The 16,330-nt window shown below is 63.4% G+C and carries 17 protein-coding genes; 14 read left to right on the plus strand and 3 right to left on the minus strand.

What is annotated here, in order from left to right; genetic code table 11:
* Positions 1 to 180 precede the first annotated feature (180 nt).
* The gene (locus tag UP06_RS18495) at positions 181 to 957 is read left to right on the plus strand and encodes an IclR family transcriptional regulator (RefSeq protein WP_045004585.1); all 777 of its coding nucleotides are present in this window, start codon (positions 181 to 183) and stop codon (positions 955 to 957) included.
* Between the two features lie 31 nt (positions 958 to 988).
* Here the strand turns inward: UP06_RS18495 and UP06_RS18500 are convergent, their stop codons facing one another.
* Positions 989 to 1,885, minus strand: coding sequence for a DUF4339 domain-containing protein (locus UP06_RS18500; RefSeq protein ID WP_045004587.1), 897 nt, complete (start codon positions 1,883 to 1,885; stop codon positions 989 to 991).
* 234 nt (positions 1,886 to 2,119) lie between these two features.
* Between UP06_RS18500 and UP06_RS18505 the strand changes: the two genes are divergently transcribed.
* The 12 genes from UP06_RS18505 to xth all read left to right on the plus strand — a co-directional run bounded on the left by UP06_RS18505 (position 2,120) and on the right by xth (position 14,307).
* Positions 2,120 to 2,458, plus strand: a complete 339-nt coding sequence (locus UP06_RS18505; RefSeq protein ID WP_045004588.1) for a P-II family nitrogen regulator — start codon at positions 2,120 to 2,122, stop codon at positions 2,456 to 2,458.
* 71 nt (positions 2,459 to 2,529) lie between these two features.
* Complete coding sequence (locus UP06_RS18510; protein ID WP_045004589.1) at positions 2,530 to 2,844, plus strand: ArsR/SmtB family transcription factor; 315 nt, start codon at positions 2,530 to 2,532, stop codon at positions 2,842 to 2,844.
* Positions 2,841 to 3,215 carry an SRPBCC family protein gene (locus tag UP06_RS18515; RefSeq protein ID WP_045004590.1) on the plus strand — a complete coding sequence of 125 codons (375 nt, stop codon included), beginning with the start codon at positions 2,841 to 2,843 and terminating at the stop codon, positions 3,213 to 3,215. Before UP06_RS18510 ends, UP06_RS18515 begins: the two co-directional genes overlap by 4 nt.
* Positions 3,216 to 3,310: 95 nt before the next feature.
* Positions 3,311 to 3,913 carry an ATP-dependent Clp protease proteolytic subunit gene (locus tag UP06_RS18520; RefSeq protein ID WP_045004591.1) on the plus strand — a complete coding sequence of 201 codons (603 nt, stop codon included), beginning with the start codon at positions 3,311 to 3,313 and terminating at the stop codon, positions 3,911 to 3,913.
* A gap of 446 nt (positions 3,914 to 4,359) precedes the next feature.
* A complete protein-coding gene (locus UP06_RS18525) occupies positions 4,360 to 4,698 on the plus strand; it encodes a P-II family nitrogen regulator (RefSeq protein ID WP_027525082.1) in 339 nt (112 codons plus the stop codon).
* Positions 4,699 to 4,736: 38 nt separating this feature from the next.
* A complete protein-coding gene (locus tag UP06_RS18530; RefSeq protein WP_045004593.1) occupies positions 4,737 to 6,185 on the plus strand; it encodes an ammonium transporter in 1,449 nt (482 codons plus the stop codon).
* On the plus strand, positions 6,136 to 7,998 hold the full coding sequence (locus UP06_RS18535) for a caspase family protein (RefSeq protein ID WP_245305502.1): 1,863 nt from the start codon (positions 6,136 to 6,138) through the stop codon (positions 7,996 to 7,998). The genes UP06_RS18530 and UP06_RS18535 overlap by 50 nt, the downstream gene beginning before the upstream one ends.
* 121 nt (positions 7,999 to 8,119) lie before the next feature.
* Positions 8,120 to 8,524, plus strand: coding sequence for a GFA family protein (locus UP06_RS18540; protein ID WP_045004594.1), 405 nt, complete (start codon positions 8,120 to 8,122; stop codon positions 8,522 to 8,524).
* A gap of 220 nt (positions 8,525 to 8,744) precedes the next feature.
* Positions 8,745 to 9,959 carry an aminotransferase class I/II-fold pyridoxal phosphate-dependent enzyme gene (locus UP06_RS18545; protein WP_045004595.1) on the plus strand — a complete coding sequence of 405 codons (1,215 nt, stop codon included), beginning with the start codon at positions 8,745 to 8,747 and terminating at the stop codon, positions 9,957 to 9,959.
* A gap of 9 nt (positions 9,960 to 9,968) precedes the next feature.
* Positions 9,969 to 12,443, plus strand: coding sequence for a DNA translocase FtsK (locus tag UP06_RS18550; protein WP_045004596.1), 2,475 nt, complete (start codon positions 9,969 to 9,971; stop codon positions 12,441 to 12,443).
* A gap of 151 nt (positions 12,444 to 12,594) precedes the next feature.
* Entirely contained in the window at positions 12,595 to 13,350 is a 756-nt protein-coding gene (locus UP06_RS18555) for an outer membrane lipoprotein carrier protein LolA (RefSeq protein ID WP_045005012.1), read from the plus strand.
* 141 nt (positions 13,351 to 13,491) lie between these two features.
* A complete protein-coding gene (gene xth / locus UP06_RS18560; RefSeq protein WP_045004598.1) occupies positions 13,492 to 14,307 on the plus strand; it encodes an exodeoxyribonuclease III in 816 nt (271 codons plus the stop codon).
* 57 nt (positions 14,308 to 14,364) lie between these two features.
* Here xth and UP06_RS18565 read toward each other — a convergent pair whose 3' ends face one another.
* Positions 14,365 to 14,808, minus strand: coding sequence for a cyclic nucleotide-binding domain-containing protein (locus tag UP06_RS18565; protein WP_045004601.1), 444 nt, complete (start codon positions 14,806 to 14,808; stop codon positions 14,365 to 14,367).
* A gap of 58 nt (positions 14,809 to 14,866) precedes the next feature.
* Entirely contained in the window at positions 14,867 to 15,553 is a 687-nt protein-coding gene (locus UP06_RS18570; RefSeq protein ID WP_007598630.1) for a response regulator transcription factor, read from the minus strand.
* Positions 15,554 to 15,756: 203 nt separating this feature from the next.
* On the opposite strand from UP06_RS18570, the gene UP06_RS18575 reads away from it, so the two are divergent.
* On the plus strand, positions 15,757 to 16,326 hold the full coding sequence (locus UP06_RS18575; protein WP_045004605.1) for a L,D-transpeptidase family protein: 570 nt from the start codon (positions 15,757 to 15,759) through the stop codon (positions 16,324 to 16,326).
* Positions 16,327 to 16,330 lie beyond the last annotated feature (4 nt).

Genomic DNA, 16,330 nt, shown 5'->3' on the forward strand with positions numbered 1-16,330 from the left:
CAAGATACCGACGGCGCGCTAATTGTCAAATAGCACTATCGATTGTATATATACAATTACGCAGAGGTCGCGACGGGCCTTGTTGTGCACGCGGCGCGACGAGGACGACCAAAGCTGTACTGGCGTGGTCGTGACGAGATGGTGTTGTTGCACCCCGGCCGCTGTTGTACCGATACAATCATGCCGAATCCCAGATCACCCCGTGTCCGCGCCGTGCCCGCGGTCACGCGCGCCGTCGCCATCCTCCGCATGCTCAGCCGCAGCCCCACGCCGCAGAGTCTCAAGGCGATTGCGGAGACTCTCGACCTGGTGCCGAGCACTGCATTGCACATCGTGCGGGCGCTGCTGGCGGAAGATCTGCTGCAAGTCGATCCGCAGACCAAACGCTACAGCCTCGGCGTCGGCATGCTGCCGCTGGCGCGCGCGGTGCTCGAGCACGCCGACTTTCCCAGCCTGATGCGACCGAAGCTCGAGGAGATTTCAGGCCGCTACGGCGTCATGGCGATCGGCGTCGAGGTCCCGGATCTGGACAACATGATCGTCGTAGCACTGGCCCGCAGCCAGGCCCCGGTGCGGCTTCATGTCGACATCGGAAGCCGTTTTCCGGCGTTGATCAGCGCCACCGGCCGTTGCGTCGCCGCCTTCAGCGGCCAGCCGGACAAGGAAATCGAGAAGCGTTTTCGTCTTCTGCGCTGGCACAACGCGCCGACCTTTGAGGCCTGGCGCAAGGAGGTCGATCAGGTGCGCAAGCAGGGTTTCAGCATCGATCGCGGCAATTACATTGCAGGCGTGACGATCGTCGCCGTACCCGTCCTGAACGCGAAGGGGACGATCTCGCACACCGTCGCGGCCGTCGGCCTCGGCAGTCAGCTCGATCGCGCAACTGCGCTGGCGCTGGCGCGCGATATGCGCGCCGTCGCGGAAGCGATCGCCGCGCAACTGGCGATTCACACCTGATACGTCGTGGGCGAGCGGAAGAGCCGATCGCTTAGAGCGACCCGCGCGGAGCGAGCTCGGTCTGCGACGCGAACCAGTTCATCATCCAGCGATACACCCACGGGATCGGGATAATGAAGCCAGACAGGATCGCAGCCACGATTCCGCGCCAGAGAATCCCGAGGCCGCTACCCCTGAAGATGATGTCGCGTCGTGTGCCCTGGATGTTGCGGCACATCCAGCGGATCTGGGCCGCGGCGACCCAGGCCCAGCCGACGATGGTGATGATGGAGATCGCGAACAGCAGGTTCCAGCCGATATAGGCCCACACCGAGCCGGTGAAGCTGAGGCCGAGCGGCTGCTCGTTGGAGGCGAGATTCGCGACCATCCATTTGAGCAGGAGCCAGTAGAGAACGACCTGGACGATAAAGATCACATTGTTCAGCGACGCGCTGCCGAAGAGTGCGATAGCGATCGCCAAAACGACGAAGCCAAAATACCAGGGCACCAGCGTCATCGCATTGCCGGTGAAGCTGAGGTTCGGCCGCCCCGGAACCTTGACGCAGGACACGATCCATTTCGTGTACCAGACGAACACCCAGGGCACCGGGATGATGAAGCACATGCCGATCAGCATCACGATGCTGCGCCAGGTGAACTCGAGGATGCCGAAATCGACTGACAGCGATCCTCCGCCACCGGCTCCGGTATAGCCAGCACCGGCATAGCCGCCGGCGCCCATCATCGGCGGACCGCCCGCGGGCACCATCGGCGGCGCGCCGCCTCCGACGAGGCCGGGAATTTCAGCCGCCTTCTGCCAGCCCGCCATGCCCTCCGACCAGACCAGCGTATCGGGGCGCACGACGCCCTGCGCGATGAGATCGCGGAATTGCCCTTCCGGATAGGGCCCCTGCTGCTTGCCCTCGGATGCGTAGAACCAACTCGCCATGACGCGCCCCCAAAATACTTATGTACCGTTCGGCAGGCGCGGGTTCACCGCATCCGTGCCAAAAATGCATTGTGAAGGATGAACGGCTGCCCTGTACAGAGGCGGCGGTTCACAAGCGCACGCGTTTTTCCACTTCAATCTGCAAGTTTCTTATGCCATTTGCCCGGAAAGATGCCAGATTGACGCTGCGCCGGGGACACACGGCGCGGCGCATCCCGGGGAATAGGCCTGACCATGAAACTCGTCGTCGCGATCATCAAACCCTTCAAGCTCGATGAGGTCCGTCAGGCGCTCACCGCGATCGGCGTCCACGGCATGACCGTGACCGAGGTGAAGGGCTACGGCCGGCAGAAGGGCCACACCGAGATCTATCGCGGCGCCGAATATGTCGTGAACTTCCTGCCCAAGCTGCGGATCGAGATCGCGGTCGCCTCCGACATCGCCGAGAAGGCGGTAGCCGTGATCACCGCGTCGGCGCGCACCGGGCAGATCGGCGACGGCAAGATCTTCGTCACGCCGATCGACCACGCCCTGCGCATCCGCACCGGCGAAACCGATAGCGACGCACTCTAGTCGCGAAGAGCACGCGACCGACTACCTCATTCGGGCTTGCGCGACACATAAGTGTATGCTTATGTGTCGTCATGATCGAAGCCGACATCTTCAAGGCGCTGGCCGACCCCACGCGCCGAAAGGTCTTTGAGAAGCTTGCAGGCGGAAGCCTGAATGCCAGCACTCTGCGCGACGGATTGGAGATCAGCCAACCGGCGATGTCGCAGCATCTCGCGGTGCTGCGCGCGGCAGGCCTGGTGCGTGAACAGCGGCAGGGCCGCTTTGTGAACTACGAAGTCGACCCGGATGGAATCGTCGCCATCGGGGCCTGGCTTGCGCGCTATCGCGCCTACTGGCCGAAGCGCATGGAAGCACTCGCCGATCTCTTGAAGGATATGGATCAATGAGCGATGCCGTGAAACCTGATCCCTCCGACGCAGACTTGGTGCCCGAAACAGACTTGGTGCTCGAATATGATCTCGATGCGCCGCCGGCAAAGGTCTGGCGCGCCGTGACCATTCCGGCGCTACGCGAACGCTGGCTGCCGGATCGTGACCTTGCGGGCGCCGAGCCGGAATCATCGATCGCCGGCGAAGAGGTGCGGTACCGGCTTCGCGATTCCGAACCGCCGTTTCGCGAGAGCCACGTCATCTTCCGGATTGAACCGAACGAGGACGGCGGCACGCGCTTCCGCATCATCCAGCAAGCCTGCCACGATCGCGCGAAGCTGCCGCAGGCGGCCAACAGCAATTGCTGCCTGATGCGCGCGGCGGCCTAGAGCATGATCCGGAAAAGTGTGAAGCGGTTTTCCGAAAAGATCATGCTCAAGTAGCGGCAAACAGACTTCATCATCCGCAGACATGGAGGTCGCCGATGCGCGACATGCTTCAGCTCGTCCCTATGGTCGTCGAACAATCCGCCCGCGGCGAACGATCCTTCGACATCTACTCGCGGCTCCTGCGCGAGCGCATCATCTTCCTCAACGGCGAGGTCAATGATGCGATGTCCGGACTGGTCTGCGCGCAGCTGCTGTTCCTGGAGGCAGAGAATCCGAACAGACCGATCAATCTCTACATCAATTCCTATGGCGGCGTGGTCACCTCTGGACTGGCGATGTACGACACCATGCAGTTCATCAAGGCGCCGGTCCACACGCTGTGCATGGGCACCGCGCGCTCCATGGGCTCGTTCCTGCTGATGGCCGGCGAACCCGGTCACCGCGCCGCCCTGCCCAACGCAAGCCTTCACGTGCATCAGCCACTCGGCGGCTTCCAGGGACAGGCCTCCGACATCCTGATCCACGCCACCGAAATGCAGGAAACCAAGCGGCGCATCACCCGGCTCTATGCCCAGCATTGCGGGCGCCCCGAGGAGGAGGTGGAACGGACCCTGGACCGCGACCACTTCATGACCGCGCAGCAAGGGGTCGAATGGGGATTGATCGACCGGGTCTTTGTGGAGCGCGACGCCGCGTGACGGGCTGACGGTGGCGTTCAGCCGGATATCGTCCGGCAAGCCTCGTCCTGTCCAAGCGGCCGGTCTTTTACGCGTATCGCATGAGCACGAACGCGACGGGCTCGATATTTCGCCTCACGGCGAAGCACTTCCGTAAGCTTCACCTATAATTAGATACCTTTCAGCTGCCCGACGCGTGAGCAACATTGTGTCTGCAGCCTGTCTTGCCTTTATTTTAATCAGATATGGTCACGTATTGAGCGCGACGTAATAGCGCACTGCAGCGCAATACCCGCCAAACGCGAAAACACCCGTCTTCATAGTCCGTTAGGCAACGCGCCCGATCTGGCACGGCATTTGATTCTAGAGGTCGTGGCTGTGCCCGCGTAGTGAACTTCTCCCTCGTGGCGAACCAGTCGAGAAACGCCCGGCCACGTCCGGACCGGGCCCAAGCGGGGATAGGACCCATGAAAATTGTTATGGCGATTATCAAGCCATTCAAGCTGGAAGAAGTCCGTGACGCCCTGACCGCCATTGGCGTTCACGGTCTCACGGTGACGGAAGTCAAGGGATATGGCCGTCAGAAAGGCCATACGGAAATCTATCGCGGCGCTGAATATGCCGTGAGCTTCCTGCCCAAGATCAAGATCGAGGTCGCTGTCGCCTCCGACCAGGTCGACAAGACCATCGACGCCATCACGTCCGCTGCGAAAACCGGACAGATCGGCGACGGCAAGATCTTCGTCATCAGCCTCGACCATGCGGTTCGCATCCGCACCGGCGAAGCCGACGCCGCGGCCCTTTGATTTCGCGCTCAACCAAAATCCAATCAGGAGTAAATGAAATGACGTTTAAGCGTCCCTATGGCGCGGGATTGGCGGCTCTCGCAGTCGGCCTGTTCGCTGCGACCGCAGCCTATGCCGAGCCAACGGTCAACAAGGGAGATAACGCCTGGATGCTGACATCGACAGTGCTCGTGCTGTTGATGACGATCCCGGGTCTCGCGCTGTTCTACGGCGGCCTCGTTCGTTCCAAGAACATGCTCTCGGTCCTGATGCAGGTGTTCTACACCGTCTGCGTCGTCACCGTGATCTGGGCCGTGTACGGCTACAGCCTCGCCTTCACCGGCGGCTCCGACTTCATCGGCGGCTTCTCCAAGGCCTTCATGATGGGCGTCACCACCGACTCGAAGGCCGCGACCTTCAGCGTCGACGCCAACATCTCGGAGCTCGTCTATGTGTGCTTCCAGATGACCTTCGCGGCCATCACGCCCGCCCTCATCGTCGGCGCCTTCGCCGAGCGCATGAAGTTCTCGGCGGTCGCCCTGTTCATCCCGCTCTGGGTCACGCTGATCTACTTCCCGATCGCGCACATGGTCTGGTACTGGCCCGGCCCGGACGCGATCCAGGATGCAGCCAAGGCGCTTGCTGCTGCGGCTGATGGAGCGGCGAAGACCGCGGCTCAGGCCAAGCTCGACGAGATCAATGCCGACGCCGGCTGGATCTTCAAGAAGGGCGCGATCGACTTCGCTGGCGGCACCGTGGTGCACATCAACGCCGGCATTGCAGGTCTCGTCGGCGCTCTGCTGATCGGCAAGCGCACCGGCTACGGCAAGGAGCTGATGGCTCCGCACTCGCTGACCATGTCGATGATCGGCGCCTCGCTGCTCTGGGTCGGCTGGTTCGGCTTCAACGCCGGCTCCAACCTCGAAGCCAACGGCGGCGCTGCCCTCGCCATGACCAACTCCTTCGTCGCCACCGCAGCCGCCGCGCTGTCGTGGATGTTCGCGGAGTGGATCGTGAAGGGTCATCCGTCGGTGCTCGGCGTCATCTCCGGCGCTGTCGCGGGCCTCGTGGCCGTCACGCCTGCCGCCGGCTTCTCCGGCGTGATGGGTGCGATCGTCCTCGGTCTCGTGGTCGGCGTGGTCTGCCTGTTCTTCTGCACCGTCGTGAAGAACGCGCTCGGCTACGATGACTCCCTCGACGTGTTCGGCGTGCACTGCGTCGGCGGCATCGTCGGCGCCCTCGGCACCGGCATCCTGGTCAACCCGGCTCTCGGTGGTGCTGGCATCATCGACTACACCGCGATCCCGCCCAAGGTTGCCGATTACGACTTCGCGGCGCAGATGATCTCCCAGATCGAGGCGGTCTGCACCACGCTGGTGTGGTCGGGCATCGGTTCGGCGATCCTCTACAAGGTCGTCGATGTGATCGTTGGCCTCCGCGCCAATGTCGAGACCGAGCGTGAAGGTCTCGACATCACCGAGCACACCGAGCGCGCCTACAACATGTAACTGTCCTCCCGGGGCGCGATCCCCTCGGGGATCGCACCCACAACTACGGTTTGGGCACATACCCGGCAATGCCCCGACCGTTGAGGGGCTCCAGCGCAAGTTGGAGCCCCTTTCTTTTTGCCCCGAGGGCAGCCGCGGCCGCGGGACCGGCGCAGAGCCAAATTGCATTGTCGCGACACCGGCGAGTATGATGCTCTCCCTGGAGCGCCATTTTATGCGTTTGTTGCATTGCCTGGCCCTGTGTCTTCTTTCGCTGGCCTTGTCGGCCCCCGACGCCAAGGCTGATAAGCGCGTCGCACTGGTGATCGGCAACGGCGCCTACAGGAACGTTCCCACACTCGCCAATCCGACCAATGATGCGGCCGATGTCGGCGCCGCCCTCAAGCGAGCGGGTTTCGATCCTCTCATCGCGATCGATCTCGATCAGGCAACCATGCAGGAGACCGTGCTTCGCTTTGCGCGTGAAGCCCGCGGCGCCGACGTTGCCTTGTTTTACTATAGTGGACACGCCCTCCAGTTCGCCGGCGTGAACTATCTGGTGCCGGTCGATGCCGTCGTCCGCGACGAGGTCGATCTGCGGCGCCTTGTGCGAGCCGACGAGATTCTCGCTGACCTGCAACAGGCAAAGAACCTGCGGATTCTCGTGCTCGATGCCTGCCGCGACAACCCGTTTGCCGACGAGCTGCGGCGGAACGTTGGACAGGGTCGCGGCGTAACCGTCGCACGCGGCCTCGCCAAGATGGAGAGCCCGGAAGGCACCATCATCTCCTATGCGACCCAGGCCGGGCGCACGGCCGACGACGGCAACGGCCGCAACAGCCCCTATACCAGCGCGTTCCTCGAGCACATTCGTGACAGGGACAATATCAATACGGTGTTTCAGATCATCAGCGCCGGCGTCTACCAGCGGACCAAAGGCTCGCAGGTCCCCGAGCTTTCACTGTCGTTCTTCGGCGAGTTCTATCTGAACGGCAAGCCAGAGACGGCGGCGCTATCCCCAGCAGCGCCTCAGGCCGATCCTTGTGCCGATGCCGGAGATCATTGGCGAAGCGCGGAAGCGCTTGGTACGCTTGCCGCATTCAAGGACCACCTCGTACGATTCCCGACCTGTACGTTCGTGGATCTCGCAAAATCCCGCATCGCCGCGCTGACAAAACCCGCAGACGACGTGAAGCGCACCACCGCCTTCGACGGAACCTGGATCGGCAAGGAAACCTGCGAGAGCAGACCGCCATTTGCGGAGGGCTATTACCAATACGCCCTGCGCATCAAGGACGGGGTGCTTCAAGCCGCCTTTGGCGACGAGGGCAAACCCGGTTCGACCATCTATGATGGAAAGATCGAGACCGACGGCAGCGCCAGCATCACTGTCAAAGGCGTTATTGGCGAGAACGACCCGCTGCGTCGGCTCGCCGGCAGCTCCTATCAGTACAAGATCGCCCTCGCGTTGAAGGATTCGAGCGGGACCGGCGTTCGTACCGAAACTGCGCGGCCATGCCGGATGGAACTGTCGAAGCTAGCGCCGCAGAGCCCGGGAGCAAATCCGGGCCAAGCCGATCCGAAGCGCGCCACCAAGCGCGACGACAAGTCAGCCGTGGTCGCGCCCGAACAGCGCGACGGTGGGCAACCTCGGCAGACCGGAAGCGGGCTGAGCTGCTCAGCGATGCGAGGCAGGTGCGCCGTAGCTTGTGTCAGTCGCGGCGGCCGTCCGGATTGCGCCTCGACCGCTTGCCCGCGGCTGGAAGCAGAGTGCATGAGCAGCGGGTGCTGGCGCGGCCGAGGATTTAACGGCTGCGGGCTTGCCAAGAGATAGTGTCCGCAGGACGATCGCCAGGCGACCTCTTTTGTCCGCTTGGACAGAAGAAAAAGATTGCCATTCCAGGTCACCGGCGCAGAAATATCGACCACAACGAACAACAAACCGGGAGGTCGTCATGCGTTTGGAAGGCGGATGCTATTGCGGTGAAGTGCGCTACGTGGCCGAAGGCGATCCCATGATGCAGGCCCAATGTCACTGCCGCGAGTGCCAGTACATCTCGGGCGGCGCGCCCAACACGTTCATCGCGATGCCGGCGGCGGGCTTCACCTACATCACCGGACATCCCAAGCAGTTCACGCGCAAGGATCTCGCGCGCGCCGTCACGCGGGAATTCTGCGCCGAATGCGGCACCCATCTGGTGACGAAGGTTCCGGGACTGCCGGCGACGATCGTGAAGGTCGGCACGCTGGACGAGCCCAAGCAGTTCCATCCGCAGATGGCGATCTACACCTGCGACAAGCAGGAGTTCCATTCGATCCCGTCAGGTATGGCAACATTCGAGAAGCTGCCGGCGCATTGAAGGTCGGATCGAGCGGTGCACTCCCTCTCCCGCAAGCAGGCGGGAGAGGTGAGAACCGCCGCCGCCATCCCGTTGTTATCCGGCCCAATTATTCCGCTCTGGACGGGCCCGCCGGTCGATGGTTAATCGCGTCTTAACCTCGCCCTATCTATGGTGAACTGAACCGTTTCCCGCCGGCGCCTTGGTGCGACCGGCTGTTCCAAGAGTGCTGGCGCCCAGAATGGCAATGACCGCTTCATCCCGTGCGCCGCTGGAAGGTGGAAGCTCCGATACCGAACGCTCGCCCTTCGTCCGGCTGAACGAGCTGTTGGCGCCGCATCAGCCCGGCAAGCCCTTGATTTCGCTCGCGGTCGGCGAGCCGCAGCATCCGGTGCCTGACTTCGTCGGGCCGGTGCTGGCCAAGCACATCGCCGATTTCGGCCGTTACCCGATGAATCAGGGCACCGAGCCATTCCGCAAAGCAGCGGGCGCCTGGCTGTCGTCGCGCTTCAAGCTGCCGCGACCGCTCGACCCCAAGAGCGAGATTCTCGTCCTCAATGGCAGCCGCGAGGGGCTGTTCCTCGCCGCGATCACGGCCGCACGCTATGTCGGCCCTCGCCCCGGCAAGCCCGCCATCCTGATGCCGAACCCGTTCTATCCGGTCTATGGCGCCGGCGCCCGCGCCGCGGCCTGCGAACCGGTCTATCTGCCAACCACGGTCGAGAACGGCTTCCTGCCCGATCTCGACGCCGTCGACGAAGCGACGCTGGCGCGCACGGTGGCGTTCTATCTGGCCTCGCCTGCCAATCCGCAGGGCTCCGTCGCGTCGCGCGATTATTTCACGCGCCTGAAGAGCCTCGCTGATCGCTACAACTTCGTGATCCTGAGCGACGAATGCTATTCCGAGATCTACACCCGCGAGGCACCGGGCAGCGCGCTCGAATGCGCCGGCCCCGACTTCACCCGCGTGGTTGCGTTCCAGTCGCTGTCGAAGCGCTCCAACCTGCCGGGCCTGCGCGTCGGCTTCGCGGCCGGCGACAAGAAGTTCATCGGCATGTTCCTCGAGCAGCGCAACATCGCGGCGCCCCAGGTGCCAGTTCCGCTCCAGCATGTCGCGACCGTTGCCTATGGCGACGAAGCGCATGTCGAAGAGAACCGCAGGCTTTACCGGATCAAGTTCGATCTCGCCGACCAGATCATCGGCAATCGCTACGGCTATCGCCGGCCCGACGCCGGCTTCTGCGTCTGGCTCAATACGTCCGAGATCGGCGACGACGTATCGGTGTGTCTGAAACTCTTCACGGAAGCCGGCGTGCGCGTGGTGCCCGGCAGCTTTTTGGCGCGGCTCCAGCCCGACGCCTTCAATCCCGGTGCGGGCTATATTCGTCTGGCATTGGTGCAGGATGGTGAGACCACGGCGCAGGCGCTGCACCGGCTGGTCGAGACTCTGGGTTAGGCGGGGCCCGTGAGCATGTCGGCAATCGAACGCGTCATTCCCCTGGTCGGCCATCTGCCGCCATCGATCCGCGAGGCGCTGAGCCGGCGCGTGCGCGAGCTCACCGGCTTCGGCCTGATCATCTTGTCGGGCACAGCTTCCGCCGCGCTGATGACCTGGTCGGTGCAGGACCCGAGCCTCAGCCACGCGACCTCACGGCCGATCCGCAACATTCTCGGCTATGCCGGCGCAATCGGCGCCGATCTCGCGATGCAGATCCTCGGGCTCGGCGCGATCATGCTGATCCTGACGGTCGCGGTGTGGGGCTGGCGCATGATGACCCACCGCCCGTTCGACCGCGAGGCCTTGCGGCTCGGCTGCTGGATACTCTGCACGGTGATCGCGGCGGGCTTTGTGAGCTGCTGGCCGCACGGCGGCGCCTGGCCGCTGCCAACCGGGCTCGGCGGCGTGGTCGGCGATGCGCTGGTGCGCGCGCCCGCGGTGATCTTCGGCCCACCCGGCGCGATCTATCGCATGGTGCTCGGCATCATTCTGTTCGTCGCGCTCGCCGCGACCTTCCTGATCGCCTGCGGTCTTGGCGCACGCGAACATGACGAAGATCTCGCGGAGATCGAAGACGACGACAAGCCGCTTGATGAAGACGAGGAGAGCGACCGCGGCTCGGTCTCGCTGGGTTGGCTGTTCCACGCGCTGATGAGCACCAAGGCGCGGCTGATCTGGCTGCTCGGCACCGCCTATCGCTCGCTGGTCTCGAGCGGACCGAAGGCCAAGGCCGTTTCTTTCAGCCGCCAGGAACCCAATCTCGGAGGCCGTGCCGCGCCTTCGATCTCGCCGCAGTCCGAAGACGAGGACTACGACGACGAGCACGGCGAGGAAGAAGGCGAAGACGAGGAAGAGGAGCAGCCTGCCGCGCGCGCACCGCGCAAGAAGGCCGCGCCGAAGGCGGCTTCCAAGAAATCCTCCGACAAGTTCGAGCTTCCGTCCGTGTCCGTGCTGGCCGCGCCCAAGGCCGGCGATCGCCAGCCGCTCAGCAAGGCCGAGCTGGAAGCCAATTCGCGATCGCTCGAAGGCGTGCTGCAGGACTTCGGCGTGCGCGGCGAGATCGTGAAGGCCCATCCGGGTCCCGTCGTCACGCTGTACGAGCTGGAGCCGGCGCCCGGCATCAAATCGTCGCGCGTGATCGGCCTCTCCGACGACATCGCCCGCTCGATGAGCGCGCTGTCGGCGCGCGTCGCCGTCGTGCCCGGTCGCAACGCCATCGGCATCGAGCTGCCGAACGCGCATCGTGAAAAGGTCTATCTGCGCGAGCTGCTGGTCGCCAAGGAGACTGTCGAGACGGTGGCAAAGCTGCCGCTCTGCCTCGGCAAAACCATCGGCGGCGATCCCGTCATCATCGATCTCGCCCGCACGCCGCACATGCTGATCGCCGGTACCACCGGCTCCGGCAAGTCGGTCGCGATCAACACCATGATCCTCAGCCTGGTCTACCGGCTGCGTCCCGATCAGTGCCGATTGATCATGGTCGATCCGAAGATGCTCGAACTCTCCGTCTATGACGGCATTCCCCATCTGCTCACGCCGGTCGTGACCGATCCGAAGAAGGCGGTGGTCGCGCTGAAATGGGCCGTGCGCGAGATGGAAGAGCGCTACAAGAACATGGCCAAGCTCGGTGTGCGCAACATCGACGGCTACAATGCGCGCCTGCTCGAAGTGAAGGCCAAGGGCGAAGAGCCGACGCGCACGGTGCACACCGGCTTCGACAAGGAGACCGGCAAGGCGATCTATGAGGAAGAGAAGCTCTCGCTCGAGCCGCTGCCCTACATCGTCATCATCGTCGACGAAATGGCCGACCTGATGATGGTCGCGGGCAAGGACATCGAGGGCGCGGTGCAGCGCCTGGCGCAGATGGCGCGCGCCGCCGGCCTGCATGTGATCCTCGCCACGCAGCGTCCGTCGGTCGACGTCATCACCGGCACCATCAAAGCGAACTTCCCGACCCGCATCGCCTTCCAGGTCACCTCGAAGATCGACAGCCGTACCATTTTGGGCGAGATGGGCGCCGAGCAGCTGCTCGGCCAGGGCGACATGCTCTACATGGCCGGCGGCGGCCGCATCAGCCGCGTGCACGGTCCCTTTGCATCGGATGAGGAAGTCGAGAAGGTGGTGCGTCACCTCAAGACGCAGGGCCAGCCGGAATATCTCGAGGCGGTCACAGCGGAAGAGCCCACCGAGGACGAGGACGGCGCGGTGTTCGACGCGTCCGCCATGGGCGCGGACGGCGGCGGCGATTTGTTCTCGCAGGCCGTTGCCATCGTCAAACGCGACCGCAAGGCTTCCACCAGCTACATCCAGCGCCGCCTCCAGATCGGCTATAATCGCGCCGCATCGCTGATGGAGCGTATGGAACTGGAAGGCATTGTCGGACCCGCCAACCACGCCGGTAAGCGCGAGATTCTGGTCGAGGAAGAAGACAGCCATATGTGAGGCGCTGCCTCGAAATGACCTTTTCACGCAAAAACGATCTCCGCTTTTACCCGAAATCACGCTAAAACGACGCCCAGCCACACAGGACGACGCGTTGATCAGACATCCGGACATTCGATTCGCTGCCTCCATCGCTGCGCGTAGCGCGCGCGTGGCCGGCGTGCTTCTCGTCACCGCCGCGATGGTGACCGCAGCGTCGTTCGCGCAGACCGTGCCCGTGCCGAAGCCGGCGCCGAAAGCCCGCGACAATGCTCCGCCTTCGGGGGGACCGTCGATTACCGGCGCGACGCAGGCACCGCCGAATCCGGTCATTCCCGATCCGCGCCGCAACGTGCCGAGCAGCATCTTCCAGACCTTCGATGCCAACCAGAAGGCGCAGGCGGCCAAGGTCAGCGCCTATCTGTCGTCGCTGTCGACACTGGTCGGAAACTTCGTCCAGGTCGGCCCCGACGGCAGCAAGACGCAGGGCGATTTCTACATCCAGAAGCCGGGCAAGGTGCGCTTCGAATATGATCCGCCGAGCCCGATCGACATCGTCGCCGACGGATCGTCGGTCGTGGTGCGCGACCGCAAGCTCGCCACGCAGGACGTCTATCCGCTGTCGCAGACGCCGCTGCGTTTCCTGCTCTCGGACCGCATCGATCTGATGAAAGACACCAACGTCGTCAACGTCACCGCCGACGACGTCTTCGTCAGCGTGACGATCGAGGAGAAGCAGGCCCTGGTCGGCACCAGCCGCCTCATGCTCATGATCGGCGCCAAGGACGGCCAGCTGAAGCAATGGACCGTCACCGACCCGCAGGGCTACGACACCACGATCGCGGTGTATAATCTGGATGCTGGCAAGAAGCTCGATCCCGGCATGTTCAAGATCGATTTTACCAATTACGGCCCGTCGCCGGGATAGGCGCGGTGCGTAGGGTCGGCAAAGGCGCAAAGCGCCGTGCCCACCATCTCTCCGCGATTGAACAAGAAGTGGTGGGCACGCTTCGCTTTGCCCACCCTACGGCTGGATCACCCTACGAGAGCTTGCTAAGACGCATGCCTCATGCGTTTTTCCCTGACAACCTGGAACATCAATTCGGTGCGGCTGCGCATCGATCTGGTCGCGAAGTTTCTCAAGAGCGCGCGGCCGGACGTGCTGTGTCTCCAGGAGACCAAGTGCATCGACGACGCCTTTCCGCTGAAGCGCTTCAAGCGGCTCGGCTATGAGCACGTCGCGCTGAACGGGCAGAAGGGCTATCACGGCGTTGCCATCGTCTCGAGGATTCCGTTCGAGTCAAAGGACATCCGCACCTTCTGCGACAAGGTGGATTCGCGCCACATTTCCGTGTCCTTTGGTGAAAAAGCCAACATCGCAAAGCCGCTGGTGCTGCATAATTTCTATGTCCCCGCCGGCGGCGACATTCCCGATCCCGCGCTCAACGAAAAGTTCGACCACAAGCTTCGCTTCCTCGACGAGATGAAAGCGTGCGAGCCGCTGCATCCGCGCGGCGAGGACCGCCACATCCTGGTCGGCGATCTCAACGTCGCGCCGCACGAGAACGACGTGTGGTCGCACAAGCAGCTTCTGAAGGTGGTCTCGCACACGCCGATCGAAACCGAGAAGCTACAGGCCGCGCTCAGCGCCGGCGAATGGGTCGACGTCGCCCGCGAACGCATCCCGATGTCGGAAAAGGTCTACACGTGGTGGAGCTACCGCTCCGCCGACTGGACCGTCGGCGATCGCGGCCGCAGGCTCGACCACATCTGGGTCTCGCGCGCGCTGAAAGACGCCGTCAGCGATTTCAAGATTTTGCGCGATGCGCGAAGCTGGGAGCGGCCGTCGGACCACGTGCCGGTGACGGTCACGCTGGACGTTTAACCTCTCGTCATTCCGGGCTCACGACTTCGTCGCACTCCGGAATGACGAGCGAGAGGCCTAGGTGCTCAGCTTCGCACCCGCCATCAGAATATCGCTGGCGATTTGGCTGGAGCGAATCGCGAATTCATCGCGCAGGCGCAGCGCAGCGGCAGGGTCGCTCTCCAGCACACGCTGAAACAGGCTGCGCGCGACGCGGATAACGGAAGAGTGCTCCAGCGCGATCGCGCCTGACGGCCGCTTCATCGGCACCACCAGCGCGAGCTCGCCGATCAGCGTGCCCGGACCTGCGATCATTTCGGCGCCGGCACCGTCATCGACGCGAAAGGCGCCGCGCTGGACCACGAAGCCGGCATCGGCGTCGTCACCGAGATTGAACAGGACGTCGCCGCGGACGAAATCACGTTGCTCGGAGCCGATCGCCAGCATGCGCAACGAGGCCTCTCCCAACAGGCGCAGTGTCGGGACACGCTCGAGAAGCGCTACGTCGTCGTCGATTGACATTCAGATCCGAGGCTCAAGGGCATGCAATCTAAAACGATTCGCATGCCCCCGAAGCGTATCACGGCACCAGCTTGTAGCCACCGGCTTCCGTCACCAGGATTTCCGGGTTGGCGGCGTCCTTCTCGATCTTCTGGCGGAGGCGGTAGATGTGGGTTTCCAGCGTGTGGGTGGTGACGCCGGAATTGTAGCCCCAGACCTCCTGGAGCAGGGTCTCGCGCGACACCGGCATCTGGCCGGCCCGGTAAAGGAAGCGCAGGATCGCGGTCTCCTTTTCCGTCAGCCGCACCTTGCGGGCGTTGGCAGCGGTCAGCATCTTGGAGCCGGGACGGAAGCTGTAGGGCCCGACCGAGAACACCGCATCCTCGCTGGCCTCGTGCTGGCGAAGCTGGGCGCGGATGCGGGCGAGCAGCACGGCAAAGCGGAAGGGCTTTGCGACATAGTCGTTGGCGCCTGATTCCAGGCCCAAAATCGTATCGGAATCGGTGTCATGCCCGGTGAGCATGATGATCGGCGCCTTGAAGCCGCCCTTGCGTAAGGAACGGACCACCTCGCGGCCGTCGGTGTCGGGGAGGCCGACATCCATCAGGACGAGATCGGGGGCGTTGGCCTTGGCCGCGCTCGCGCCCTTGGCGCCGGTATCGACGGCAGAGGCTTCAAATTCTTCGTGTAGCGATAATTGCTCCACCAACGTGTCGCGCAGATCGGTATCGTCGTCCACGATCAGGATCTTGCGGGCATTGGCCATAGGGGGTCATCCTTTTGGAGTCCGGCTCGGCGCGCATTCATGCCGCACCCAGCCGTAATGGAAAGTTTTGGGGTCGCTGTTTTTATTGTTGTTCGTGTTGAAGTAGTGGGCTGTTACCGATTCACAAGCCGGAATTACACTAACCTAGAATAGCAGGGCGGTCTGATGAATGTCCTGTAATGAATTCGACACCGCGCTTTCACATGAAAAACAACGCCAATTCAACCGGTTACACCAAGATTCGGCGCTCCGGGCAGCTCTCCGCGATCCGCGTTAAGCCTGCTGCCGGCAATCCACGCCGCGGCTGGCTGACCGCCGGACCGCTGACGATCCCGGTGGCGCTGGGTCGCGGCGGCATTTTGGCCAACAAGCGCGAGGGCGACGGCGGCACCCCCAGAGGCAGCTTCCGGCCGCGGCAATTGTGGTGGCGGGGCGACCGTCACAGCCGGCCGCGAACATTCCTGCCGGCCCGGATCATCACCGGCGCGGACGCCTGGTGCGAGGACCCCGGCGATCGCCACTACAACCAGTGGATCCGGCGCGGAAGCGAGCAGGACGGCGACCGGCTCAAGCGCGCCGACCATCTCTATGACTTCATCATCGAGATCGATCACAATACCAGGCCGCGGATCGCCGGCCGCGGCAGCGCGGTGTTCTTGCATCTGGCCCGCGACAATTTCGGCCCGACCGCGGGCTGCGTCTCCATGACGAAATCTGCGATGCTGCGATTGCTGCGGCGATTGGGGCCACGAACAAGAATCATCATCGGGTGAGGAC

The sequence above is a fragment of the Bradyrhizobium sp. LTSP857 genome (genome assembly GCF_000938285.1).
In the GTDB taxonomy this organism is placed as follows: Bacteria; Pseudomonadota; Alphaproteobacteria; order Rhizobiales; family Xanthobacteraceae; genus Bradyrhizobium.